Source organism: Malaciobacter mytili LMG 24559, from assembly GCF_003346775.1.
GTDB classification, from domain to species: Bacteria; Campylobacterota; Campylobacteria; order Campylobacterales; family Arcobacteraceae; genus Malaciobacter; species Malaciobacter mytili.
Genome location: NZ_CP031219.1, coordinates 1523327 through 1549472, shown reverse-complemented (window position 1 = coordinate 1549472; position 26146 = coordinate 1523327). Strand labels below are relative to the sequence as shown.

The window sequence follows — 26146 nt, the reverse complement described above, 5'->3', positions numbered from 1 at the left end:
CTAATATTATGTTAAATCCTTATTACAACCCATAAAACAGATAAAGTTTCTTAGTGTTAATGCGCATAAATGGTTTTTCATCTCATTATTCATAATTTTAAAGGCTTCATAAGAACTCATTCTATCTTTATATGTTCGTCTAGTTGTTAAAGCATTAAAAACATCACAAACAGAGATAATTTTTGCTAAAACTTCTATCTCTTGCTCTTTTAAGCCTTTAGGATAACCTGTTCCATCACATTTTTCATGGTGTTGTTCAATTAGTTTTAAAAGTAGTTCATTTGACTCACCACTTTCTTTTAGAACTTCCACACTAAAAGTAGGGTGGCTTTTTACTATTTCAAACTCCTCTTTTGTTAATTTTCCATTTTTTGTAATAATACTATGAGGAATTTTTTTCTTTCCTATATCATGAAGCATAGCTGCTCTCCCTAAGAGTTCTAATTGCTCTTTTGATAAATTTAAATAAGTTCCAAATCCAATAGCATATGTTGCCACATCAATACAGTGTGTATATGTATAATAATCATATGAAGTAACTTTTAACATAGAATACATTGCATTTTTTTCTGTTAAAATTAGTTTTACAGTAGTATCAATAATATTATTGATTTTTGATAGGTTTTCACAATTGACATCACTTTCAAATAGGTCGTTCATTGTCTCAGAAGCGATTTCTTTTATAAAAGTTGCTTTTACATCTATATTAATCTTCTCATCTTCAAGTAACTCTCTTATATGATTTTGAATATATAATTGATAATATTGTTTATCATCATCTTTTACATAAAGTTTAGTATTGTTTTCATCAACCATAAAGCATTGTGTACTTTTTTTAAAAATTTCATTTTTTTGTAAAAGTAAAGAAAAAATTCTTTCATCAACTCTTCTATAAATACTGTATGGATATTTTTCGCCATATTTCAAAGTCTCTTTTGCAATAGGGAAAAATTTTGAAGTTTTAATTTCTTGCATTTTTTCTCCTTTTCTTTTTTATTCTTTTTGTATTTATTTTATAAGTTGAGTTTTTTAGTTTTTCTATTAGATTTGAAGATACTTTATACATATTCATTATAATTTTTCTTTTGTTTTCTTCTAAATCTACTTTTGATTTATCATAAATATCTATTAGTTCTAAGTAGTTTATATCTATTAAAAAAGGATATAAAAAAGTTGATTTTTCTTCTTCAATAATCCACTCACTAAGTAGGCAAATTACCACAAGTTCTGGCATCCACTCTTGACCATTTTCAAGATTTGCTTCAATAGCTTTTACCAAACTATCATAATAAACCATTAAGGGTTCTTCTTTTTTAGCAATTGCTTTTAGCATGGCATTTTTAGGAGCTGAGGCAATTAAACTTCTTAAGTATGCTGAACTTACCACACATTCTTGCAAGTGTGATAATAAAATTCTAAGATTTGATGCAATTATCTCATTGTTTTGTTTTGTTCCAAGGGTAAATTTTATCTTTCCTTGTTCAACTTGAAGAAAAAATTCTTCAAGTGTTGTTCTTATAAAAACCAGTAAAGCTTCTGTTTTCATTTCCCTTAAAAGTTTGGGTTTTATTCTATTTTTACAAGATTCTTTAATAGTCATATTTTCTCCAACTTATTTTTTATCACTAGCATCAAAAACTATTCTTTCAGCAATATTTTTAGCTTCAATTGCTATTTGATTTGTTTTATTAGCTATTAAGGCATTATTTTTTGTTTCTTCATTAATCTCTTCAATCATAGAATTTATATTTGCTATATTTATATTTTGTTCTTTTGAATCTTCTGTTACTTGATTTATAAGTTCTGTTGTATGTTGAATATTTTCACTTAATACAATATATTCATCTTTCATTTGATTAGCAATATTTTTCCCAATATTTGCCTGATTTATTGCATCTTCTACTAAGTTTTTTATCTCTTTTGCAGCTTCTGCACTTCTTGAAGCTAGATTTCTTACTTCTTGTGCAACTACTGCAAATCCTCGTCCTGCTTCACCTGCAGTTGCAGCTTCAACTGCTGCATTTAAGCTTAGAATATTTGTTTGAAATGCAATATGATCTATTATTTCTACAGCTTCACTTATATTATTAACTTTTCCACTTATTTCATCAATAGAATATGTTGTTTTATTTGTAAGCTCTTCTCCTGCTTTAGAAACTTTAATCATAGATTTTGCATATTCTTCCATCTTTTTAGCATTGTAAGTAGTTTCATCTGTTTTATTTAAAACAAAATTTAAATTTTTTGAAGCTTCTTCTAGGGAGATTTTTTGATTATTTGATGATTGTGTTAAAGTATTAACATTTAAAGCAAACTCTTCTGCTTTATTTTGTAAAGCAAGACCATTTTTTAAATTTTGACTACTTAATTTAACTAAAGTTTCACCTAAATGATTTACTTGTTCAAAAAGTACTTTTATTTCACCTTGTGTTTTACCTTTTGAAGTAATTCTTGCTTTAAAATCATCTTTACTATAATTTTCTAAAGTGATTAATACTCTACTAACATTGTACTGTAAAGCAGAAAGCAGACTATTTATAATAGTTATTAGATTATTGATTGATTGGTTATTTGCTTTTTTCATAATTTGTACATTTATTTCTCCCAATGAAGCTTTTTTACAAATATCAGAAATTTCTTCTATTGCTTCTTGGTCTTTTTTTATGCCAATAACAATCTCTTCAATACTATTATTTATTGAAGTTACCATTTGACCGATTTCATCTTTTGAATCAACTTGAAAAGGTTTTATATTATTAGTTTTTTGTAAAATAAAATCAAAGAAGATATTTAACTCTTTTTGTAAGATTTTTAAAGGAGAAGTTACTTTTTTTACAACAATTAAAACAGAAATAAGAGTAATTACAATGATTATTATAGAAATAGTAAAAAGAAAAAAAGTAGAATCTTCTATCATTTTATCTGCATTGTCTAAATTAAATTCTAGTTCTATTACCCCAATTACATCACCAACTTTTTGATTATTATGGCAGAGAAGACATTCATTTGAAGCAATCATTGGTTTTAATACTCTCATAAGATGAGAAGCATTTTCATCATATCTATTTAAAACTAACTCTTCTTTAGAATTGAAAACTTCTAAAACTTTTTCATCTGTAGTAAATTTTTCTTGGGGAGAGTACATCTCTATAGTATTTTTACTTTTATGTACATTTAAAGTTTTTAAACCTTTTATAAACTCTCTACTATCCTCTTCAGCTTTTTTAATTATCTCTGGATCACCACTATTCATAGCATTTCTAAGGGTTAAAAAAATCGAACCAGTTAGCATATTCATTGAGTCTAAAGAGTTTGTTTTTATTACTTCTTCCATTTTTGAACTAGAACTATAATTCATAAAAATATTTCCAAAAAGAAGAATTATTATTATGGGTAGTATAATTTTTGTACCAACTTTAAGCTTATGAATTTTTTCTATCATTTATATATTTAAGGAGAGTTAAGTTAAAAACTCTCCCATTCTCCTTCATTTTTATCTTTAAATGTTTGATAATTGATTTTTTTATCTGGTTCATTTTTTATTTGAGATGTATGGTTGTTTTTTCTTTTTATCTCTTTTGCTCTTACACTATTTTTCCCATCAAATTCTTTTGCATTTGCATTACTTACAACTAATTTTGCAATTTCATCTGTTAATACAGCAATATCATGTGCTTCAGAAGCAACCATTGCATTTTTTTGAGTTTGCTGGTCTAGTTGATTTACAGCGTCATTAATTTGCTCAATTCCTAATAGTTGTTCTTTTGAAGCATTTTCAATATCTGAAATAAGACCTGTAGTATGAGAGATATTTTCATTTAATAGTTTATAACCATTTATCATATTTGAAGCAATATTTTTACCTTCATTTGCTTTTAATGTAGCATTTTCAACTAAAGCTTTTATCTCTTTTGCTGCTTCTGCACTTCTTGAAGCTAGATTTCTTACTTCTTGTGCAACTACTGCAAATCCTTTACCAGCTTCTCCTGCAGTTGCTGCTTCAACAGCAGCATTAAGTGATAAAATATTTGTTTGAAAGGCAATTTGATCAATTACTATAATTGCATCATTTATAGCTGTTACTTGAGTATTTATATCTTCCATTGCATTTGTTGTTTGATTTGCTAAAGCTTCACCTTGTGTTGCTGATTTATTAACTTCACTTGAAAACTGAGCCATTTTTGCTATATTTTCTGTATTATGTCTAATATTACTTGTTATTTCTTCTAAGGCTGCTGCTGTTTCTTCTAAACTTGAAGCAGCTTCTGTTGAACTATCATTTAATTTATCAACATTTTCTAATAATATATTAGAACTTTCATCAAGTGTTAATCCATTTGCTTTATTTTCAATTAACATTGAAGTAATAGAAGTTCCTAATTCATTTACTCCACTTGCAAGTTTTAATAAATGCTCTTTTAAATCTTTAGTAGGTATTTTATTTAAGTAGTTATAGTTACTATATTGTTCTAAGATATTTAAAACATTGTCAATATTATTTTCTAAATTATCTGCCATTTTATTTAATACTGATTTTAATTCCATTAAAGCAGGATTATTAACACTAAGATTTAATCTTTGACATAAATCTCCTTGCTCAAATTCTCCTAAAACAGTGATTGTTTCATCAATAAGTTTTCTATCTTCTTCAATACTTTTTTGAGTTTTTTCTATATTTTCATTTATAACAGCTGCCATAATACCAAACTCATCTTCGCTATTTACAGCTATTTTTTCAACTGTATCTGATTTTCTATTTAAATAATCAAAAAATGAAAGTAAACCATCTTTAATTTTATTTAAAGAGCCTAATGAAATTTTTAGAGTAATAAAAATTGCAAAAGAAATAAAAACTAAAGTTAAAATTGCTAATAAAATTGTCATATACATAATTTTATTGGCTTTATCTAATATTTCGTGAGAATCAACTCCTCCAACTACTAACCAATGCCACTCTTCAAAACTTTTATATACTACAAATTTTTCAAAGCCTTTCCAATAGTAATTTAATATTCCATCTTTATTTTTTAACATCTCTTTTACAAAGGAAAATCCTTTTTCATCTGTAAGAGTTAATCCAGATTTTCCTTTTAATGTTGGATGTACTAAAAATTCTGCATATTTATTACCTTCTTTAGAATTTATAATATAGTAATATCCTGTTTGACCAATTTGTTTACTACTAATAGTATCTGTTAATTCTTTTAAATCATTTGTAATATCAGAACCTATAAAAGCTATGGCAATAACTTCGCCATCTTTTTTAATTGGAATATATTTAGTCATATAATTTTTTCCAAATAAAGTAGCTTTTCCTAAATACTCTTTTCCTTCTATTACATTTTTATATCCAGGATGATTTTTATTTAATTTAGTACCTATAGCTCTAGTTCCATCTTCTTTTTTTAAACTAGTGCTAATTCTTATAAATTCATCACCATCTCTAACAAATATTGTTGCAACTGAACCTTTTGTAATTTCAGTAAATTTATCAACAAGTTTAAAGTTAAGATTTAGAATTTCTTTATTAATAGTAATAATTGGTGTGTTTATATTTCCAACTATAACTTTTTCATTTTTATCAACTTCTATTTCACCTAACATATCAACAAATATATCACCCATTTTTGTTGCATCTGTTTTAGCTACTTTATTAAAAGTATTAATATTTTCTATTAATAAAGAAATCTCTTTATAAATTGTATTTTCATTGCTCTCTTTCATTGCTTTAAATGTATTATCTACTATTAAATAAGTTAATATACTCATTGATATTATTATTGAAATAATAGATACAAAAACTATTTTCCTAATTACTGATTTTTTCAGATAATTCATATATCTTAATCCCTCCCAAAAGATGACTTTTAGATAAATAATCTAAAAGTGTTAAAATTTTTTTTGGATTATATATAAAGAAGGTATCAGAAAAGTATCATTTTGTGTTTCAAAAGAAAAAATAATAATTATTTTTGATTAGTTTTTATTTTTAAGTTAAAGTAGAAGTTTAGATAAAAAATTTTTATCTAAACTTTTGTTGAATACGATATTCTAGCTCTTGTATAGTCTCTATTGCATCTTCTTTATGGTCAGTAAAACCCCAATTTACTAAAACAGAATCAACACCAGCTTTAGTTGCAGCCATAATATCTTTATGACTATCTCCAATAAGTTGAGCATTTATATTTAATATATTATGTTTATCTAAAATTTTATTTACCATTTCAGGATGTGGTTTTGGATTTACTACACTATCATAGCCTAAAATAGTAGGGAAATAACTTCCTATTCCCACATGGTCTAACATCTTTTTTGCATATTGTGAGTTTGCATTTGTTGCAACAGCTAAAACAAAATCACTTTTTAAATCATCAATTAGTTTTGCTATACCATCATATAGTTCTAAATCTGTTAAACAATGTTCATTATAATACTCTTCAAATAAAAATACTTGTTCATCTGTAAAATCAGGTGTTCCATAAAAAAATTCTGCTGAGTTAATACTTGGATCATTTACTTTTTCTAAGATAAATTTATCTTCAAGTCTTGTTAATCCTATATTTTCTCTTACATAGTTTATAGTATTTGTAATGGCTTTAGAACTATTTACTAAAGTTCCATCCATATCAAACATAATTAATCTCATTTTATAGTCTCTTTAAAAAAATTTAACTTATTATAAGATTTTCTGTACAAAATCTAGGTTAAAAAATAAAATTAACACATACTTAACAAATAGAAATTATAATTTTGCTATAAGTCAAGGTTCAAAGTCTCCTAACTAATTTTAAATCTTGCGAATTTTTTATATATCAGGTTAGCTTCACTTAGAAAGTGAAGCTTTTTTTTACTAAACTTTAAATAATATATTACAATGATTTTAAAAACTTTTTTTACGATATTTTTTACAATTTTTATAAGCTTTCTTTTTATTTTTTATTATTCATATAGCTATAATAAACAAGAAAAATATATAAAATTAAATAATTTAGTTATTTCTACAAAGAGTTTAAATATCTCTTTTTCAAATGGTTATAACGAAAATAATACACAACTTCAAAATAGAGCTTTTTTATTTCATAAAAATACTAACCATATGGATTTTATCTATGCTAAATAAATCTTTTTATAATTTTTTATTTTTATTACTTTTTACCCACAGAAGCAAGCATATTGCTATTTTTATAATTTCAACGCTTTTAGTTTTTATTTTAACTTCAGTGATGTTTATTTCCAATTCTATTTCAAAAGATATTTTAGCTACTATTAATTCACAACCTGATTTTATTGTGCAAAAGATGAAAGCAGGGCAGGTTGTGGATATTGATATTTCAATGGTTGAAAAAATAGAGTCAGTTTTAGGTGTTAGTAATGTAACAACTAGAGTTTATGGGAAATACTATTTTAAACCTTTAAAGCAGAGTTTTACTATTGTTGGTGTGGATTTTTTTGAAGAGCAAAATAGTAAAACTCTACTCTCTTTAACAAAAAAACTTAATATGGAAAAGTTTTTAGAAAAAGAGTATATGATTATTGGGAGTGGAGTTAAAAAACTTTTTGATAAATATAAATATTTTAAAAGTTATATTTTTACTACACCTTTAAATGAATCACTTGAAATTGAAATTTATGATAGTTTAGATGATACTACTTCTTTACTTTCAAATGATATGATTATTATGCCAAAAGAGTTGGCTAAGATTATTTTAGGTGTTGGTGAATATAAAGCTACAGATATTGCTTTAAATGTTCCAAATGACTTAGAAAGACCAAATGCTAAAGTTGAATTGATTTTAAAAGAGGATAATTTAAGAGTTATTTCAAAAGATGAGATAAAATCTTACTATTTAAATCTTTTTAGTTATAAAACAGGTATTTTTCTAATTTTATATATTGTATCAATTATAACTTTTTTACTTGTACTTTATCAAAGATATTCAATGATAAATTCAAGTGATAAAAAAGAAATAGCCATACTAAAAGCAGTGGGATGGAGTATAAAAGATATTTTAAAATTAAAAGTATTTGAAAACTTTTTAGTTGCTTTTTTCTCTTTTAGTTTTGGAGTAATTTTAGCTTTTTTATATATTTTTATAGCAAAAGCACCATTTTTAATAAATATTTTTTTAGGCTATTCAAATTTAGAAATCTCTTATGAACTTACACCTTATATTTCAATTGGTTCTATAATTACACTATTTATTTTTTATATAGTGCCTTTTTTATGTGTGGTTTTATTTCCTGTTTGGAAAATAGCAACAATTGATGTAATAAAGAGTATAAAATGATAAAAATTAAAAACCTTTATAAAATTTTTAATCAAAATAAAAAAAATGAGTTTATAGCTTTACAAGATATAAATTTAGAGATAAAAAAAGAGGAAATTGTACTTTTAAAAGGTATAAGTGGAAGTGGAAAATCAACTTTATTATCAATAATATCAAGCTTACAAAAACCTACAAGTGGGGATATAATAGTAGATAATGAACATATAGCAAAACTTCCTGATTTGCATGCTTCTTTTTTTAGAAATAAAAAAATAGGGTATGTTTTTCAAGACTTTAATCTTATATCTTCACTAAATGTTTATCAAAATGTGATGACTCCTTTAATTGTACAAAATCTAAATACAAAACAAATAGAGCAAAAAGTTTTAAAAGCTTTGGAAATTGCAAATATAGTACATAAAAAAGAGGAATTAGTTTCAAATTTAAGTGGTGGAGAAAAACAAAGAGTAGCAATAGCAAGAGCTTTAGTTTGTGATGCAAATATTTTACTTTTTGATGAACCAACTGCCAATTTGGATAAAGATAATTCTTTGAAATTTTTAGAAGCTTTAGAGAGTTTTAAAGCTTTAGGAAAAACTGTAGTTATTGCTACACATGACTCTATTTTTGAGCAAAGTAGGGTGATTTCAAAAGTAATAAATATGCAAAATGGAAAACTTATCTAATGTTTAATGAAGTTTTACTTTCAAATGAAGTTATAATCTATTTAGTTTCTCAAACTATCCTAGTAGTTCTTCAGTTTTTTGCTATTTTTTGGGTATTTGATATTTTAAAAAACTGGAATTTTAACTCAACTTTACCAAAACAGTATAAATTAGAAAAAAAATCCTATTTAGTAATGCTTATAATCTTTTTTGCTTTAGTGGTAAAAATAGCGCTTATTCCCTATTTTGCTTATGTTATAGATAATCTATCAAATATAGTTCCAGGGGCTATGTGTGCTGCTGGAGTAATTAGTGCAAATGAATATGGAGTAAAACTTTTAGCCTTAAAGATATTTATTGTATTTTTTAACTCAATATGGATTATTATAAATAATGAAGATTTAAAACAAAAAGATTATCCTTATATAAAAACAAAGTTATATTTTTTTATATTTATTTTTATTCTTGTGGCAATTGAGTATATTTTAGATATTTTATATTTTACAAATATCTCTTTAGAGCAGATAGTTTTATGTTGTTCTGTTATCTTTGGAGTACAAGGAAGTAACTCTTTACCTTTTGGTTTAGATACAACAAAACTTATAATACTTTTTTATTTATTTTATCTTTTAATAATTATGGCAAATATTTCAAAACAAGCCTTTATTACTTTTATTGTAAATATTATCTTTTTATATCTTGCTTATATATCTGTTGTGGAGTTTTTTGGAACATATATTTATCAATTACCTACACATAAGTGTCCTTTTTGTATGCTTCAAAAAGAGTATTACTATATAGGATATTTATTATGGTCAATGTTATTTTTAGGAGTATTTTATGCAATAAGTTCCTTTGTGCTAAAATTTCTACTTAAAAAACAGTTGGCTTATACTTTTAAATATTCTACAATATTTAATACAATCTTTGTTTTTATCTGCACTTTATATGTAGTAATATATTATTTAAAAAATGGAGTATTTTTATAATGAAAAAACTTATACCAATAGTTATGATATTTATCGTAATTGCAATAGTTATAACAATCTTTTTATCAATGTCAAATCAAAAAAAGATGGTTGTTATTCATACGGGAAATAATGCAAAAGTTCCTGTGGATATTACTTTAAACCATTTTCAAGATACACAATGTGGTATGACAATTACTTCAAAGGAAAATTCAGCTCAGGTTATCTCTCCTGAGGGTAAAACTTGGTTTTTTGATGATGTTGGTTGTATGGTTTTATGGTTAGAAAAAATTGATTTTAAAGAACAAGCTGTTATTTGGGTATATTCACATGATACAAATAAGTATATAGATGGAAAAACTGCTTGGTATAGTAGAATTGCAAAAACTCCTATGTCTTATGGTTTTGGAGCATATGAAGCTAAACAAGAGGGGTTTATAGACTTTAATCAAGTGATTTTATATATGCAAAGAGGTGAAAATTTAACAGATCCTTATGTAAAACAAAAACTATTAGGTAAATAATGGAAACAGTTAGTATTATAACAATTATTACAATAGCTTTTTTAGGTTCCTTTGGACACTGTGTTGGAATGTGTGGTGGAATTGTGGTTGCTTATTCAAGTACAAAAGTTAAAAGTGGTTGGAGTAAGCAACTTCAAGCTCTTTCTCATATTCTTTACTCTTTTGGAAGAATCACTACTTATGTAATATTAGGATTTATTTTTGGATATGTGGGTGGAGTAGTTACTTTTGATAATTTTACAAGTGGTATTTTGCTTTTAACTACAGGAACTCTTATGGTTTTAGTAGGACTTTCTTTAAGTGGTAAAATTAAATTTCTAACAAACTTAGAACACTCGGTTTCAAAATCGCCTTGGTATCAAAAAAGTTTTAAAGCTTTAATAGGTTCTGATTCTTTATTAAGTTTTTATTTACTTGGAATGTTAAATGGACTTTTACCTTGTGGTTTTGTATATGTTTTTGCGATAACTGCTGCTAGTACAGGAAGTCCTTTATGGGGTGCTTTTGTAATGTTAATTTTTGGATTAAGTACTTTACCTGCACTTTTTTCTTTAGGTTTTTTTGTCTCTATTTTTAAACAAACTGCTTTAAGAAGCACTATTATAAAAATCGCTTCATTAGTAGTAATAGGATTTGGAGTTTATATAGCTTATTTAGGGTATGAATATATAGTAGATCCAAATAAAACTATCTTAAGTTGTCATATTTAAAAGATAAAAGCTTTAAGCTTTTATCTCTCCTTGTAAATCATATTTATTTAAATAACCCCTTGGTGTTAAAACCAAACCATTTTTAGTAAGTTTTGTATTTGAGTTACAAATAATAATCAATGTTGACATACATACTGCTTCGTGCTCAATACCTTGTGTAATTAAATCTTGTGCAGTTGTTATTGTAATTTTCTCTTTTTCTTCTCTTCCCACATGAGTAGCTATTATTGCAATTCTATTTTCATAACCATTTTCTAAAGCTTTTAAGAAATTTTCATATGGTTTAATTCTTTTTTTAGATTTTGGATTATATATTCCCATAATAAAATCACAATCTAAAGCTGCTTTTACTCTTTTATCAATTAAATTTATATCTGTTAATCTATCAGATAAAGAGATAATAGCAAAATCTTGAGATACAGGTGCTCCTACTTTACTTGCTGCTGCTAAAAATGAAGTAACCCCTGGAAGAGAGATAAGTTCTATTTCATCCCATAAGTTTTTTTCATCCATAATTTCAACTATAAGTGTTGCCATTCCATATACATTTGTATCTCCATTTGAGATAATTGAAGTTGTTTTACCTTCTTTTGCATACTGTATTGCTTGGTTACATCTTTCTATTTCATGTGTCATCCCTGAAGTAAAAATCTCTTTTCCTTCTATTAACTCTTTTAATTCCCTTGCATATTTACTATATGCTACTATTACTTCACTATTCTCTATTGCTTTTTTTGCTTCTGGTGTAATATAACTTGTTCCACCTGCACCTGAACTTACGATATATAATCTTTTTGCCATTTATACTGCTCCTGCTATTGTAATTTTTTTATTGAAAACTTCTTTTTTTATAATTAATTCTTTATATTTTGAAACTAAAATAGATGAAGGTTCTGCTACACCTTTTATATTAAAAAACTTTGTTGCTTGTGAAGTTGAAAACTCTTTTTGCAAAGAGTTTATCTCTTCTTCATTAAAAAACTTTATTTCAAAGTTATATTTTAAAGCAAAGTTTAAAAGCCCTTGTTCATTCTCTTTGGCTTTAAAAGAGGCTATATTTGCTATTTGTTCTAGTTTTAAATTATATTTTTCTAAAAATTGTAAAAAAGCCTCTTCTATTTCTTCTAGTATTGTTGCTTTATTACAACCAATTCCTAAGTAAACCTTTGGTTTTAAAGTTAGATTCTCATCACTAAAAGGAGTGATATTTACGCATAATTCACTACTTTGAGTTTCTACTAATTTTAAATTGCTTTTATTTGGAATTTGATTAAATATTCCTTCATAAGTCTTTACTTCAACCTCTTTTTTATTTAATAAAGAGTTTGAAATTTTTGCTAAACAGTGAAGATTTTCTATTTGTAGATTGTTTTTTTTAGCAAAAATATCAAAAGCAAAAGTATTTGTTTGGTCTGTTGCTGTTGATACAAAGTTTATACAACCTTCTATTCTTGAAGCAATTATTTCACTTAACTCATTTGCTCCACCAATATGACCGCTTAATAAAGGAATTATTTTTAGTAAATCCATACTCATAACTATAATTGCTGGATCGCTTGCTTTACTTTGTAATAGTGGGGCAATTTTTCTTACAACTATCCCCATAGCTAAAATACAAATAAATGCATCATATTTTTTCCATCCATCTTCTAAAACTGTATCTATTTTTTCATAAGTTATTAGCTTGTCTAAATTATGATTTAACCCTTCTTTTGCATAAATATCCACTTCAAACTCTTCTAAATAGTTTAAAAGTTTACAAGCTGAGTCTAAACTTGGTTGATTTATAGAAACAATTGCTATTTTTAATTTACTCAATATCATTTCCTTTTAACTCTTTTTGCAAAGGTTTTACATATAAATGTGATTCTTGCGTCTCTTCTTGTTTTAAAAAATCTCCAAATAATATTAATGCTACTCCTTTTATATGAGAAACTTTTTGTTCAATATCACTAATAGTTCCTTTATAAATCGCTTCATCATTCCAAGTTGCTTTTTCTACTACCCAACAAGGAGTATCAGGACTATATCCCATCTGTAAAGCTTTTTTCTTTAATTTTTTTAAAAGTAAAATTGAAAGATAAAAAACCAAAGAAGAGTTTTTACAAGCTAAAATATTTTCTAAATTTTCTGGATTTGGAGTTTTCCCTTCAACTCTTGATAAAATAATAGTTTGTGAAACTCCTGGAATTGTATATTCTATTCCTAAACTAGCAGCTGCTCCAAAAGCTGCGGTAATTCCTGGAATTACTTCATATTTTATATTTTCTTGTTGCAAAAACTCTATTTGTTTTGCTATTGTTGAGTAAATTGAAGGGTCACCTGTATGTACCCTTGCTACTATTTTATCTTTATATTTTTTTAAAAATTCAAAAATTTCTTTATATTTCATACTTTGTGAATCTTGTATAATTGCTTCTTCTTTACACCAAGATAAAACTTCTTTGGGTACAAGAGAGCCTGTATAAAGCACTGCATCTGCATTTTGTAAAATTTTTTGAGCTTTTACTGTTACTAATTGGGGGTCTCCACACCCAGCACCTACAAAATATACCATCTTTTAAAATCCTTTACTTAGTTTCTTTTTTAATTTTTATTTGAAATAGTTGTCTTTCTGGTTCTACTAAATCTAAATTTCCTTTATATGTTGTTAATGAAAGAGAATGTATTTCATACTGTATATTTGCATTATTTAAAGTTGTAAGCATTAAGTTTAAGTGTTTAAGTGTAATTGCATTTATAAGTATAATGCCATTTTCATCTAGTTTCTCATATAAAAATGGAAGTTTTTTTATAACTTCAACTCCACCACCACCTAAGAAAATTTTATTTGGTTTTTCTTCAAGTTTTTCAAAAAACTCTTGGGCTTCACCAATAAATAATTTTGTATCAACCACATAATGATTTGTTAGATTTTGTTTTATAAACTCGACTCTTTGTTCATTTTTTTCAAAAAGTGTAGTTTTTACTTTATATCTTTTATAAGCTTCAATAGAGCAACTTCCACTTCCTGCTCCTATATCCCATAATAAATCATTTGGTTTTAAATCAAGATTTTGCAAAGTTAATTGTCTTTTATATTTTTTGGTAATCATTCCCCTTTGAGTTTCAAATTCGCAATCTTCACTTATTAAAGGTGTGGGGTTAAACTCTTTTTTTATTAAAAGCACAAAAGGTGCAGTTAAATCTAAAGAGTTTTCATCAAAAGATAAAAGTTCTATATTTTTTATAATTTCATCTTTAAAGCCTAATTTATAACCCAAAGTTGTACTAATAAACTCACTTTTAAAGTATTTAAGTGCTTCTTTTAATCTTTGTATAGAAAAACTATCACAAACTACAAAAGTATAAGTATTTTGTAAAAACTTTGATAAATCAAAATCTTTTTTTCCATGTAAAGATACTATTTCTACATCATTTTCACTAATAAATAATTTTTCAAGTAAATAAGTTTTACAAGAGATATTATTTATAAGTTTTACATACTCTTTAGGTAAAGCTTTTGCTAAAATAGTTCCTGCACTAAAAAATAAAGGTGAGCCTGTAACTACATATAAAATATTTTCATTTTTATAGTTTTTTAAAATATACTCTTTTGCTTCTTTATACTTTAGTTTTAGGATATTTTTTGCGTTTTCTTTAAAATTTACATCACAAATAATCTTATCAAATTTACAAAAGTCTATTTCCAAATTTGAAAAATCATAATCTCCCATTCCATTTCCAGCTATTGTTACCATCCTAAAACCTCTTTTTCTTCTAATATTATGGCTTTTACATTTGAAGTATTAAACCATTGTTTTATTTTTTTATTTGATTCTTCTGTAATCATTTTATAAAACTCATCTAATAAACCAACTTTTTGTAACTCTTGTGAGATACCTTTTACAGTTAGTGTTGCTTCAATATCAACTTCATATTTTAAATTCTTTTTTATATCTTCTTGTAGTTTAGAAAAATCTATTACTCCAAATCTATTATGGGTATTTTTAAAACCTTGATAAACCTTTGTCATTTTTCCTATACCACATAAAAATATCACTTCTTTTGCTTTTAATTTTACAGCAAGTTCTATAGAGTCATATACAAAATTTCCTATTTCAATAATAGCTTCTTTATCGCTTTTTTTGCAAGCTGTATTAAAAGCTGAGTTTCCTAAAGTAAAATATAGAGTTTTATATCCATTTTGTATTGCAAACTCAATTTCTGTTTTCACTGAATCAATATAAGCTGAACTTGAAACAGGCTTTACAATTCCTGTTGTTCCCAGTATGGAAATCCCTTCTAACACCCCAACTTTGCTATTTGCTGTCTGTTTTGCTATTTCTTGACCATTTGTTACACTAATACAACATTTTAAATGCAAGTTTTGTACTTTTTTTGTCTTTATTTTAAAATATTCTTTTATTGCTTCAAGGGGTGCTGGATTTATTGCAGGATATGAAGGGGGAATTTTAAGTCCTTTTTTTGTGACTACACCAACTCCTAATCCTGCATAAATTTCTAAATAATTAGAACCACTTTGAAAAGTTTGTGGTTTTTGAAAAGTAGGATTTAATAAAAAATTATCTTTATTAAAATCTAAAGATACAACTATCTCACACCCTTTTGTTACATCTAAATCATCATTATCTATTTTATTAGTTTTTGTTGTACAAGACTCATTTATTGCTAAAAAAGTATCTAAGCAACTTCTAAATGCAGCAACAGTATGTGTACCTGTTGTATAACCTTTTCTTAACTCTTTCATTATTTATAAAAACTTGGATCACTCATAGGTACTTGTTCAAACTCTTCTATTTCATCTAAAGAGATATTCTCTTTTAATGCTTTAAAAAGTCTCTTCCATTTTTCAATATCATATCTATGAATATTTTTAAGCCAAATTCCATTGTTTTTACTATTTCCATTGATTCTTGTATTTTCATAAATATTTGCAACACTTCTAAATCTGCATGCACCAAAACAGCCTGTTCTAACTATTTTAATCCTATCTTCACCTTTTGCTAGATTTAACTGTTTTATTACTTCTCTTAATGTGGCAGCTATATTTTCATCTTTATGTGCTTTCCCACATCTTTCATCATCACAAATAAAAAGTTGAGTTTTAAAATGCATAATAGGTTTATTTGCATCAAATTTTTTAGGTTTGCAAGTAAAACCTTCTGCTACTTCACTTCCCATAGTATTGTAAAGCTTTTTATTTTCCATTATATTTCTCATCTTTATCATAATCTTTTATTAGTTTGTAAATAGCATGTAAAGTTGCTACACTCATAGTTGAACTTCCAAATCTTCCTTGCATAATAATACCTGCAACATCAAAAAAATCACAAAATTTTCTACCATATGCTTTTGATTCTACCACATTTACAAAGCCAACAGGAAATAGTAATAAAGCAACTTTTGATAAATCAACTTTTTCTTCTAATAAAGTATTTATAGCAGCATAGATAAAAGTAGGTGCATTTCCACAAGCTAAAACCATTGGTTCATTTTTATGTCTTTTTATAGCTTCAACTACTGCTGCATAACTTCTTGTTGTTTTATTTTTTTCTGCCATTTCAAAAGTAAAAGGTTCATTTATATAACAAACAACTTCATTTTCATACTTTTTTAAATAAAAATCACTAAGTCCAACTTTTATCATATTTACATCAACAATAATTTTTGCTTTATTTAAAAGTAGTTCTTGTACTCTTTTTATAGCATCTTTTGAAAAGTAAATATTATTTAATACTTCTTCAAAACAAGTAGTTGTATGAATAAGTCTGCTAATTACCTCTTTTTGTTCATTATCAAACTCTTTTATTTTTTCATACTCTTTTAACTCTTCTTCAATCATTTCAAATGATTTTACTGAAATATCTGCTCCAATATTAATTGGTGGTTCTTCAATTTTAAATTCCAAAGTAATCCTTTAATATAGTTAAATTATTTCTAAACATTGTATGTAAATAAGTTCCATAAACATTCTGTTTTCTCCAAGCTGCTTCTTGGCCTTTTATATTTGGTTTTTTACTTAAAATATCAATTGCATTATCTAGACTTTTTGGTTTTGTATAATGAAAAGCATGACCTTTTAGTCCATTTTCACTATAGTAATACCCAAGTCTAACTCTTTTATTTGTTAAAGTAAATTCCACATCTAATACTTCACTCATCTTTTTATCATCTACACTTTTACTTAAATATAAAAGTCCCGCACACTCAGCATAAACATATTTTTTATTTTTAATATGAGTTAATAAAGAGTTTTTAAATCTATTTTTATCTTTTATTCTATTATAGTTTATTTGTGTTTCTACATATCCTCCTGGAATAAAAACTAAATGGGTATCTTTTGAAATCTCTTCATCTTTTGAGGGATTAATAATTTCAACTTCTAAAAATAGCTCTTCTAAAAACTTAAAATTATCATAATATAAAAAAGAAAAATTTTCATCATTTATAATTGCTACTTTTTTATCTATTTTAGAAAAACTATTAAAAGGATATTCTAAAACTGTCTTTTTTTTATAAGAAGAAAGCTCTTCTAGTTTTTTTAAATTTATATTTTCTAAAACCTCTTTTGAAAGTTCTTCTAAAACTTGTTTATTTATTGAGTTTAAATCTAAACCCAAATGAGTTGTTTTTAAAGTAGTTAAATCTTTTTTTATCCAACCTAAAACCTCAATATCATTAAAATCACTTTCTATTTGAGTTTTAATTAGTTCAAAATGCATAGAAGAAGAGAGTTTATTTAAGACAACAGCTTTTATAGTGTTATCTTCTTTATAAGTTTTAAGACCTTTTAAAACGGCACTAATTGTTATATATGAGCCACTACCATCTAAGATTAAAATAGTAGGAATATTTAATAGTTTTCCAATATTATAAGCAGAGCAACCCATATTCATACCATCATAAAAGCCCATCACACCTTCAAGTATAGAGAATTTTTTATTTGAATAGTGATTAAATAGCCATAAGACTTGTTGTTCATTCATTATAAAAGTATCAAGATTTATAGAGTCTATATTACAGATTTTTTTATGAAATTGAGGGTCAATATAATCTGGACCAATTTTAAAAGGTCTTACACTATTTTTGTAGTGATATAATAATGCAGTAGTTAATAAAGTCTTCCCTTGATTGGAAGCTATTGCAGATATTAAAATAGAATTCAATTTTACCTCTTTATAATTTTTTTTAGCTATAATTTAGCTATGAAAAATCTTAGAGGGTATAAAAAGCGTTACTTTAAATTGTCAATAATTGCGATGTATTCGACAATTAATAAGTTATCTACTAATGAAACTAATAATACTTTATACCACAAAAGAGCTTATGAAAACAAAATAAACTCTTTAGATCCCCCACAAACTTCTATTTTATTACAATTTTAAACAATTTTTTAAACAATTAAATTTAGTCTTACATTAAATAATAAAGGATTACCTATGCATATTGAAGCAGGTATTGTGCATGGCGCAAAAATGGTTTTAAGTTATGGAACAGCAGCAGTTTCATTTGGTATTGCAGCAAAATTAGCAGTTGAAAATATAAAACAAAGTGGTGCTATTGCTATGTTTGTAAAAACATTTATTGCAACTATTTTAGTATTTATGTTTTTTGAAGTTTTTCCTCATCATCCTGTTGGTGTATCTGAAGTTCACCTAATCTTAGGTTCAACTCTATTTTTAATTTTTGGTGTTGCCCCTACAGCTTTTGGTTTAGCTTTTGGTTTATTAATTCAAGGGTTATTTTTTGCTCCTTTTGATTTACCACAATATAGTATAAATGTTACTACACTACTTATGCCTTTATTTGCTATGAGTTATGTGGCTTTAAAAATTATTCCAAAAAATATTGCATATAAAGATATAAAATATACTGATGCTTTAAAATTATCTTTAATGTATCAAGGGGGAATTGTATCATGGGTTGCTTTTTGGGCACTTTATGGGCAAGGTTTTGCAGTTGAGAACTTAACTTCAGTAGTTAATTTTGGTATTGCATATATGAGTGTTGTAATTTTAGAGCCATTTATTGATTTAGCAGTACTTGCTGGGGCAAAAACATTAAATAGTTTAAAATCAAGTTCTTATGTTGAAGCAAGACTTTATAATAGTGCAAAATAATGAAAAGATTTAGGCATTATAATAGAAAAAGAGCAATTGTTCTTGCTTGTTTTGGTTCAGTAATTGAACAACAAAAATATTTAGATTTAGAAGAAAAAGTAAAAGAGGCATACCCTGATTGTGAAGTTTTTACCTCTTTTTCTTCAAGAATGGTTATTAAACTATTAAAAAAACAAAAAAAAGAGATTTATAAAAATCTTCCACAAACTCTTGCAGATGTGGATATGCAAGGGTATAAACATGTGGTTGTGGTTTCTGTTAATATTTATCCAACAGATGAACATGAATTTTTAAAGAAAATTGTAGATGGTTTTAAATATTTTTCTATGGCAAATATTGGTATAACAAATGCTATTTTAACTACTACAAAAGATACCACAGTATATTTAAAACAATTAAATGAACAAGTATCAAAAGAAGATACTGCAAATTTATATGTTATTCATGGTACACCAAAATTAAATACAATAGGAATTGATTCTATTAATTATACAAGTTCTTTTTTAGAATTAATAGATAAAAGAAATTTTACATGTTCACTAGAAGGTTCTTTTCCTTATTTTCACATAAATGAAGCTATAAAAACAAAAATAAAAGAAAAAGGCTTTAAAAAAGTTCAAGTAGTTCCTTTACTTTTGGTTAGTGGAAATCATTATATAAAAGATATGTTTGAGATAAAAGAGGATTTAAGTGAATGTTTTGAAGCATTTATTGCTCCTTCTTTAACTAATAGTGAAAGTTTTAATTTATTGGAATTAGAAAAAACACAAGAAATAATACTTAATAATATAAAAGACTCTTTTAAAATATTAGGTATTAGTCATAAACAGATGACTTACTAAGGTAAAATATGAAATTATATATGGTTTCTTTAGGTCCAGGGGATTATGAATTAATAACAGTAAAAGCTTTAAAAGCATTAAAACAAAGTGATGCTATTTGTATCCCTACAAAAAGTGCTGATAATAGCTTTGTAAGGTCAATGACTTATAAAATAGTAAAAAAATTAATGGATGAATTTGGTTTTGATAAACCTATTATTCCTATGTATTCTCCAATGAAATTTCAAAAGGAAGATTGGCAAAGACAAGTTGATATTATTTATAACTCATTTAATGAGTATAAAACTCTATCTTTTGTAACTTTAGGAGATAGTGCAGTTTATAGTACGGTTTATTATCTTTTAGATTTAATAAAAGAGCAAAACATTACTATTTATAAACAGTGTGAAGTAATCCCAGGAGTTACTTCTTTTTCCCATGCTTCTGCAAAGGTTAAAAAACCTCTTTGTGTTGGAGATAGTAGTTTTTTAATTAGACCATTACATAAGAAGAAAGTACCTTTTACCACTGTATATATGAGACCAAAAATAGGTATGAGTACAGAAAATATCAAAAATAAAAATTTGATTTATACTTTTGAGAATTTAAATTATAAAGAAGAACAAATTTTAGATTATAAAAAACAAAAAGTTGATAAATATATGACTTTATTTATTGATTTTCTCCAATAGAGAAAAAATGGGTGTAAAAACTAAACTTACATTAAAGGAATTAAATTTATTAAAAAACACCCATGATTTTTTATTTATAAATTTAGAAGAAACTGTAAGTGGTATTTCTGATACAGTTTATATTCTTACAGATAATACTAATAAAAAATATATTTTAAAAATTTATGAAAATTCAACTTTTATAGAGGTTGAAGAAGAGATAAATTTATTAAAAAGTATTAAAGACTTACCAATTTCAAAACCTTTATACCTTTATAAAAACTATAAAAAACCTATGGTGATTTTTAGCTTTATAAAAGGTTTTTCTTTAGAAAACATTACTTTTAATAGTTTAAAAGAAATTGCTTTATTTTTAAAGCAACTACATTTAAAAAAGCTAGAGTTTACAACAAAAAAAACTTTTGATTTATCTTTACTTATTACTTCATTTAAACAAAATGAAAGAGTAGAGGAGTTTACGAAACGATTTAAATTAATTGAAGAGTTAAAACTTAAAAATAATTGTTTAATTCATGCAGATTTATTTCCAGATAATGTAAAGTTTTTAGAAAATAAATTAAGTGGAGTTTATGATTTTTCTAATAGTTGTTTAGGAGATAAAAATATAGATCTTGCAATTATTTTAATCTCTTGGTGTTTTGATAAAGATAGTAACTTTAATATAGAAAAAGCAAAAGCTTTTTTAAAAACTTATTGTGAAAAAATAACTTTAAAAGAGTTAAAAAATTATCTTTTATATGTATGCTTATATTATGCACTAAAAAGATATATTTTTATAAAAGAAAAAAAGTATAAAGAGGTTTGTTATAAAGAGTTTCTTTTAAAATTTGATAAAATTTTTTCATTAAATTGTACTTAATTTTTAAACAATATAATTTCACAATTTTTAAACAGAGGGAAACTTGAAAAAGATAAAGAAATATTTTACTTTATTTGGGATACTTTTATCTACAATACTAATAAAGCTTAGAAATTTAAATAGTTTAATTACTAATTTAGATAAAAACATAACTGTAAAGGTATATATAATATTACTAAAAAATGAGTTAAAACCCATAAAATCACATTTAACAAAGAATCTAGGAAAAAACAGACAATGAAACAAAAATTACCTTTAAGCTTAGTAGCAAGCTTTTTTTTAGCTACAACAACCTATGCAAATTATCAAATTTCTCCAATAACTATCACAGGTGCTTCAAAAACAGAACAAACAATAAATAATGTAACTTCAAATGTAGAAGTAATTACTAAAGAAGAGATAGAAGAGAGAAATTTTACAACAGTAAGTGAAGCTTTGACTTCAGTTTCTGGTATCTCATTTACTTCAAATGGTTCAGTTGGAAATACAACAAGTATTTTTTTAAGAGGAATGTCTAGTAATAGAATCCTTGTTTTAGTAGATGGTATAAGATACCAAGACCCCTCAAATACAAGTGGAGCATCTTTTGAAAATTTAATGGCTTCAGATATTGAAAGAATAGAGGTTATTAAAGGAGCATATAGTGGAATATATGGTTCTGATGCAAGTGCAGGGGTTATAAATATTATTACAAAAAATGCTAAAGAAGGTTTAAATGCTTCAATTAATGCTGAAGCAGGAAGTTATTTAACTAAAAAATATGGTATGACTTTATCTAATAAAGAAGAAAAATATGATTTTAAAATCAGTGCAAATAGATTTTTAACTAAAGGTTTTTCATCTCAAATAGAAGAAAAAAAAAGTGAAAAAGATTTTGAAAGAGATGGTTATCAAAATACAACTGTAAATTTAAAAACAAACTACTATTTAACTTCAGATGATAGAGTAGGATTTATTTATAATTATATAAATTCAAATGTGGAGTATGATGATTTTAATGCTCCAAATGCAATACAAAGAGCAAAAAGTAGAACAAATTTATATTCAGTTTTTTATACAAAAAAATATAAAAATCATGATATTAAAGTTAAATATGACCTGTCAAAATTTAAAAAATCAAATTTAGATGCAACTTTTGGGGTTAATGGATATACTGGAAAAACTAAAATATTAGAGCTTACTGATACTATTTTTTATAATAAAAAAGATTTTATAATTGCTGGTCTTTCAAAAGAAGAGTATAAAGTAGATTATTCTCAAGTAAGTGGAAGTTCAAATCAAGATAAAAACACTAATAAAGCAATATTTTTTTCAAATACAAATAGCTTTGATAAGTTACTTTTAAATCAAACATTAAGAAGAGATAGTTATTCTAACTTTGATGATGAAGTTACAGGGAAAGTAGGATTTAGATATGATTTTATGGAAAAACTTTCTTTAAGCTCTAATTATGGAACAGCTTATAATGCTCCTAATATTATTAAGATATTAAATCCTTGGGGAATTTCAAATCCTAATTTAAAACCTGAAAAGTCAAAGGGATATGATGTAACTTTAAACTATAAAAATCTTAGTTTAACTTATTTTAATAATAAGGTTGAAGATTTAATTTCTTGGGAATCTAATCAATATGTGAATACTTCAGGGGTATCAAGATTTAAAGGTATAGAAGCAAAATATACAAATGAAATTTTTCAAGATACTTTGCTTTCTTTAAATTATACACATTTAAGTGCTAAAAATGAAAATAAAGAACCTTTAGCAAGAAGACCAAAAAGACAGCTAGGATTCTCTTTAGATTATTATGGTTTTACAAAATTACATTTAAATCTAAATGGTTCTTATGTAGGAACTAGGTATGATAAAGTAAATAATTCAGGTGAGCAAACAGGAAGATATACTTTATTTAACTCAGTTATAAATTATGAATTGGATAAAAAAACAAAAATTTATTTAAAACTTGAAAATTTAACAGATAAATTTTATCAAACTATTGATGGATATGCAACAGCTGGAAGAAGTATATATGCAGGTTTAAAGGTTGATTTTTAATGAAAATATTACTAATCTTAGTAAGTTTTATTAGTTTTATATGGGCAGAGAGAATTGTAACTCTTTCCCCATCTATTAATGAAATAGTATTTGCTTTGGGTGAGGGTAAAAATATTGTAGCAAATACTACTTATTGCAATTATCCTAGTCAATCAAAAGAAATTAAAAAAGTTGGAGGATATGCAAATATCTCTTTAGAAAAAATATTAGAAGTTAAACCAACTTTAGTAATAGCTCAAAATTATGATCAAAAACTTTTAGAGAATTTAAAAGCTTTAAATATAAAAACTTTAGTTTTTAAAACAGATACCTTAGATTCAATAAAAAATACTATTTTAACTTTAGGAAAAGAGTTTAATAAAGAAAAATTGGCTTCTTCATTAGTTATGAAAATAAATCAAAGTTTGAAAAACTTAGAAAATATTGTTTCAGATAAAAAAATAGTCATCATAATACATCCAAGTAAAAATCTAAGCAAAAATATCTTTATTGTGGGGAATAACCTATATTTTAATGATATTATAAAAGCTTCAAATAATCAAAATGCTTATATATCAAAAAATAGTGCACAGCCAGTTGTAAATATAGAAAAAATAATAGCTATGAATCCAGATATTATTATTCTTTTGGCTGCTTTTTTTCAAGAAGATAAAGAAGGCTTAGAAGAGATAAAAAAACAATGGAAAAACCTTCCTATAAATGCAGCAATTAAAAATAATATCTATGCTATTGATAAAGAGTATGCTGGTATACCAAGCCATAGAGTTATATACTTTATAGATGATTTCAAAAAGATTTTAGAAGATGTTAGAAATAAATAATTTTAATAACTTTATATTAAAAGAGGTTTCATTTTCTTTGAAAAGTGATGAAAATCTAGTAATTTTAGGAGAAAATGGAGCAGGAAAAAGTACTTTGGCTAAAGTATTATGTGGTTTAATTAGTAGTTCAAAAGTAAAACTTTTTAATGAAGATTTAAATAATTTAAGTGAATTAAAAAGAGCTAAATATATAAATTATATACCTCCTAAGTTTTCTATTTTTGATGAGTATATCACTTTAAAAGAGTTTTTAGAACTCTCTTGTATTCAAAGTGTAAATAATAAGAAAATTGAAGAATTAATAAAGCTTTTAAATTTAAAAAAACTACAAAATAGGTCTTGTATGGATTTAAGTTCAGGAGAAAAACAACTTTTGCTTTTAGCTTCTAGTATTTTACACAATGCAAATATTACAATTTTTGATGAATTAACTGCAAATTTAGATATAAGTAGATTAAAAGAGGTTTTTGAAATATTAAATTCAGACTTATTAAAACAAAAAATTGTAATAACTCATAATCTTGATTTAGCATATGCTTTAAAATTTAAGGTTTTATTTTTAAAAGAGGGAAAAATAGAATTTTTTGGTTTTCATGAAGAGTTTTTTTCAAATGAAGTTTTAAAAAAATTTTATAATAACTCAATTTTAAAAGTTAATAATCATTTGGTGGTAAATTTATGAAAATAAGTATTTATATTGCTTCAATAATTTTACTACTAATAACTCCTTTTTTAGGAGAGATAAATTTAAATATTTCAAATATATTAAATTCAAATAGCATTGATTATAAAGTCTTTTGGGATTTAAGAGTGCCTAGAACTCTTTTAGCTTTTTTTGTAGGAGCAATTTTATCTTTAAGTGGACTGATTTTTCAAATTATTTTTAAAAATCAGTTAATTACTCCTTATACATTAGGAATTGCTAGTGGGACTACTTTATTTACTGCAATTTCTATTATCTTTTTTCCTACTGTACTACTTTCTATTTCTGGAGTTTTAGGCTCATTTGTTACTATTTTTGTCTTATATTTTATATCAAGGCAGATAAATAAAAATCAAATATCTGTTTCTACAAATACTATTTTATTAATTGGTATTTCTTTATCTTATTTTTACTCTTCAGCTTTAATGTTAGCTTTTTATATTAGTAATTTGCAAGAGAATTACTCAATTGTAAGGTTTACTTTAGGAAGCTTAGATACGGTTGGATTTATTGATTGTTTTGTGGTTTTTATTGCTTCTTTACTTTTATATTATACTTTAAATAAAAATAAAACAGCTATAAAACTTCTTTTAGTTTCAAATGATACTGCTTTTTTAAAAGGTTTAAATGTACAAAAAACAAACCTTTTACTTTTGGTAATTATTTCTTTATGTGTAGGGATAAGTATAAGTATAGTTGGACCTATTGGTTTTATTGGGTTAGTGGTTCCTCATATTATTAAAATTATTTATAAAAAAAGTGCTGATAAACTATTTTTTCCTGTATTTTTTTATGGAGGTATTTTTTTAGTTTTATGTGATTTAATAGCAAGAAATTTAAATACGGATTCAGCCCTTCCAATTGGAGTTGTAACTGCTTTTATTGGAGCTCCATTTTTTGTATATTTATTAATAAAAAGAAAAGATAAATAAGTATCAAAT

Annotated in this window: 27 protein-coding genes; 14 read left to right on the top strand and 13 right to left on the bottom strand. The window is 25.2% G+C overall.

What is annotated here, in order from left to right; translation table 11 throughout:
- Nucleotides 1–6: 6 nt before the first annotated feature.
- From AMYT_RS07845 to AMYT_RS07825, 5 genes are all read right to left on the bottom strand, one after another.
- Complete coding sequence (locus AMYT_RS07845) at nucleotides 7–975, bottom strand: HD-GYP domain-containing protein (protein ID WP_114841999.1); 969 nt, start codon at nucleotides 973–975, stop codon at nucleotides 7–9.
- Nucleotides 962–1600, bottom strand: coding sequence for a hypothetical protein (locus AMYT_RS07840; protein ID WP_114841998.1), 639 nt, complete (start codon nucleotides 1598–1600; stop codon nucleotides 962–964). The genes AMYT_RS07845 and AMYT_RS07840 overlap by 14 nt, the downstream gene beginning before the upstream one ends.
- A gap of 12 nt (nucleotides 1601–1612) precedes the next feature.
- Nucleotides 1613–3442 carry a methyl-accepting chemotaxis protein gene (locus AMYT_RS07835; RefSeq protein ID WP_114841997.1) on the bottom strand — a complete coding sequence of 610 codons (1830 nt, stop codon included), beginning with the start codon at nucleotides 3440–3442 and terminating at the stop codon, nucleotides 1613–1615.
- A gap of 23 nt (nucleotides 3443–3465) precedes the next feature.
- The gene (locus AMYT_RS07830) at nucleotides 3466–5838 is read right to left on the bottom strand and encodes a methyl-accepting chemotaxis protein (RefSeq protein WP_114841996.1); all 2373 of its coding nucleotides are present in this window, start codon (nucleotides 5836–5838) and stop codon (nucleotides 3466–3468) included.
- Nucleotides 5839–6022: 184 nt separating this feature from the next.
- Nucleotides 6023–6646, bottom strand: a complete 624-nt coding sequence (locus AMYT_RS07825) for an HAD family hydrolase (protein WP_114841995.1) — start codon at nucleotides 6644–6646, stop codon at nucleotides 6023–6025.
- Between the two features lie 228 nt (nucleotides 6647–6874).
- Here AMYT_RS07825 and AMYT_RS07820 point away from each other — a divergent pair, with 228 nt between their 5' ends.
- The 6 genes from AMYT_RS07820 to AMYT_RS07795 are packed head-to-tail and all read left to right on the top strand — an operon-like array spanning nucleotide 6875 to nucleotide 11134.
- On the top strand, nucleotides 6875–7120 hold the full coding sequence (locus AMYT_RS07820; protein ID WP_114841994.1) for a hypothetical protein: 246 nt from the start codon (nucleotides 6875–6877) through the stop codon (nucleotides 7118–7120).
- Nucleotides 7110–8288, top strand: a complete 1179-nt coding sequence (locus AMYT_RS07815; protein WP_114841993.1) for an ABC transporter permease — start codon at nucleotides 7110–7112, stop codon at nucleotides 8286–8288. The genes AMYT_RS07820 and AMYT_RS07815 overlap by 11 nt, the downstream gene beginning before the upstream one ends.
- Complete coding sequence (locus tag AMYT_RS07810) at nucleotides 8285–8953, top strand: ABC transporter ATP-binding protein (protein WP_114841992.1); 669 nt, start codon at nucleotides 8285–8287, stop codon at nucleotides 8951–8953. Before AMYT_RS07815 ends, AMYT_RS07810 begins: the two co-directional genes overlap by 4 nt.
- Nucleotides 8953–9921 carry a hypothetical protein gene (locus tag AMYT_RS07805; RefSeq protein ID WP_114841991.1) on the top strand — a complete coding sequence of 323 codons (969 nt, stop codon included), beginning with the start codon at nucleotides 8953–8955 and terminating at the stop codon, nucleotides 9919–9921. The genes AMYT_RS07810 and AMYT_RS07805 overlap by 1 nt, the downstream gene beginning before the upstream one ends.
- Entirely contained in the window at nucleotides 9921–10424 is a 504-nt protein-coding gene (locus tag AMYT_RS07800; protein ID WP_114841990.1) for a hypothetical protein, read from the top strand. Before AMYT_RS07805 ends, AMYT_RS07800 begins: the two co-directional genes overlap by 1 nt.
- Entirely contained in the window at nucleotides 10424–11134 is a 711-nt protein-coding gene (locus AMYT_RS07795) for a sulfite exporter TauE/SafE family protein (RefSeq protein ID WP_114841989.1), read from the top strand. Before AMYT_RS07800 ends, AMYT_RS07795 begins: the two co-directional genes overlap by 1 nt.
- Nucleotides 11135–11146: 12 nt before the next feature.
- Here the strand turns inward: AMYT_RS07795 and AMYT_RS07790 are convergent, their stop codons facing one another.
- Genes AMYT_RS07790 through AMYT_RS07755 form a run of 8 tightly spaced genes read right to left on the bottom strand, consistent with a single transcriptional unit; the run spans nucleotide 11147 to nucleotide 18303 of the window.
- Nucleotides 11147–11935: a precorrin-3B C(17)-methyltransferase gene (locus AMYT_RS07790; RefSeq protein ID WP_114841988.1), complete on the bottom strand. Its 789-nt coding sequence runs from the start codon at nucleotides 11933–11935 to the stop codon at nucleotides 11147–11149.
- Entirely contained in the window at nucleotides 11936–12952 is a 1017-nt protein-coding gene (locus AMYT_RS07785; RefSeq protein WP_228197846.1) for a cobalt-precorrin 5A hydrolase, read from the bottom strand.
- Nucleotides 12945–13691: a cobalt-precorrin-4/precorrin-4 C(11)-methyltransferase gene (locus tag AMYT_RS07780; RefSeq protein ID WP_114841986.1), complete on the bottom strand. Its 747-nt coding sequence runs from the start codon at nucleotides 13689–13691 to the stop codon at nucleotides 12945–12947. The genes AMYT_RS07785 and AMYT_RS07780 overlap by 8 nt, the downstream gene beginning before the upstream one ends.
- 13 nt (nucleotides 13692–13704) lie before the next feature.
- On the bottom strand, nucleotides 13705–14874 hold the full coding sequence (cbiT, locus tag AMYT_RS07775) for a precorrin-6Y C5,15-methyltransferase (decarboxylating) subunit CbiT (RefSeq protein ID WP_114841985.1): 1170 nt from the start codon (nucleotides 14872–14874) through the stop codon (nucleotides 13705–13707).
- Nucleotides 14868–15884, bottom strand: a complete 1017-nt coding sequence (cbiD, locus tag AMYT_RS07770) for a cobalt-precorrin-5B (C(1))-methyltransferase CbiD (RefSeq protein ID WP_114841984.1) — start codon at nucleotides 15882–15884, stop codon at nucleotides 14868–14870. Before cbiD ends, cbiT begins: the two co-directional genes overlap by 7 nt.
- A complete protein-coding gene (locus AMYT_RS07765; RefSeq protein WP_114841983.1) occupies nucleotides 15884–16357 on the bottom strand; it encodes a hypothetical protein in 474 nt (157 codons plus the stop codon). Before AMYT_RS07765 ends, cbiD begins: the two co-directional genes overlap by 1 nt.
- Nucleotides 16335–17045, bottom strand: coding sequence for a precorrin-8X methylmutase (locus tag AMYT_RS07760; RefSeq protein ID WP_114841982.1), 711 nt, complete (start codon nucleotides 17043–17045; stop codon nucleotides 16335–16337). Before AMYT_RS07760 ends, AMYT_RS07765 begins: the two co-directional genes overlap by 23 nt.
- Nucleotides 17035–18303: a cobyrinate a,c-diamide synthase gene (locus AMYT_RS07755; RefSeq protein WP_114841981.1), complete on the bottom strand. Its 1269-nt coding sequence runs from the start codon at nucleotides 18301–18303 to the stop codon at nucleotides 17035–17037. The genes AMYT_RS07760 and AMYT_RS07755 overlap by 11 nt, the downstream gene beginning before the upstream one ends.
- Before the next feature lie 273 nt (nucleotides 18304–18576).
- On the opposite strand from AMYT_RS07755, the gene AMYT_RS07750 reads away from it, so the two are divergent.
- From AMYT_RS07750 to AMYT_RS07710, 8 genes are all read left to right on the top strand, one after another.
- Entirely contained in the window at nucleotides 18577–19257 is a 681-nt protein-coding gene (locus AMYT_RS07750; RefSeq protein WP_114841980.1) for an energy-coupling factor ABC transporter permease, read from the top strand.
- Complete coding sequence (locus tag AMYT_RS07745) at nucleotides 19257–20099, top strand: sirohydrochlorin cobaltochelatase (protein ID WP_114841979.1); 843 nt, start codon at nucleotides 19257–19259, stop codon at nucleotides 20097–20099. The genes AMYT_RS07750 and AMYT_RS07745 overlap by 1 nt, the downstream gene beginning before the upstream one ends.
- An 8-nt stretch (nucleotides 20100–20107) precedes the next feature.
- A complete protein-coding gene (locus tag AMYT_RS07740) occupies nucleotides 20108–20770 on the top strand; it encodes a precorrin-2 C(20)-methyltransferase (protein WP_114841978.1) in 663 nt (220 codons plus the stop codon).
- A 7-nt stretch (nucleotides 20771–20777) separates the two neighbouring features.
- Nucleotides 20778–21629, top strand: a complete 852-nt coding sequence (locus AMYT_RS07735; protein WP_114841977.1) for a phosphotransferase — start codon at nucleotides 20778–20780, stop codon at nucleotides 21627–21629.
- A 237-nt stretch (nucleotides 21630–21866) separates the two neighbouring features.
- The gene (locus tag AMYT_RS07725; RefSeq protein ID WP_114841975.1) at nucleotides 21867–23681 is read left to right on the top strand and encodes a TonB-dependent receptor plug domain-containing protein; all 1815 of its coding nucleotides are present in this window, start codon (nucleotides 21867–21869) and stop codon (nucleotides 23679–23681) included.
- Nucleotides 23681–24502: an ABC transporter substrate-binding protein gene (locus AMYT_RS07720; RefSeq protein WP_114841974.1), complete on the top strand. Its 822-nt coding sequence runs from the start codon at nucleotides 23681–23683 to the stop codon at nucleotides 24500–24502. Before AMYT_RS07725 ends, AMYT_RS07720 begins: the two co-directional genes overlap by 1 nt.
- Entirely contained in the window at nucleotides 24486–25184 is a 699-nt protein-coding gene (locus tag AMYT_RS07715) for an ATP-binding cassette domain-containing protein (RefSeq protein ID WP_114841973.1), read from the top strand. Before AMYT_RS07720 ends, AMYT_RS07715 begins: the two co-directional genes overlap by 17 nt.
- Nucleotides 25181–26137, top strand: coding sequence for a FecCD family ABC transporter permease (locus tag AMYT_RS07710; RefSeq protein WP_114841972.1), 957 nt, complete (start codon nucleotides 25181–25183; stop codon nucleotides 26135–26137). The genes AMYT_RS07715 and AMYT_RS07710 overlap by 4 nt, the downstream gene beginning before the upstream one ends.
- Nucleotides 26138–26146 lie beyond the last annotated feature (9 nt).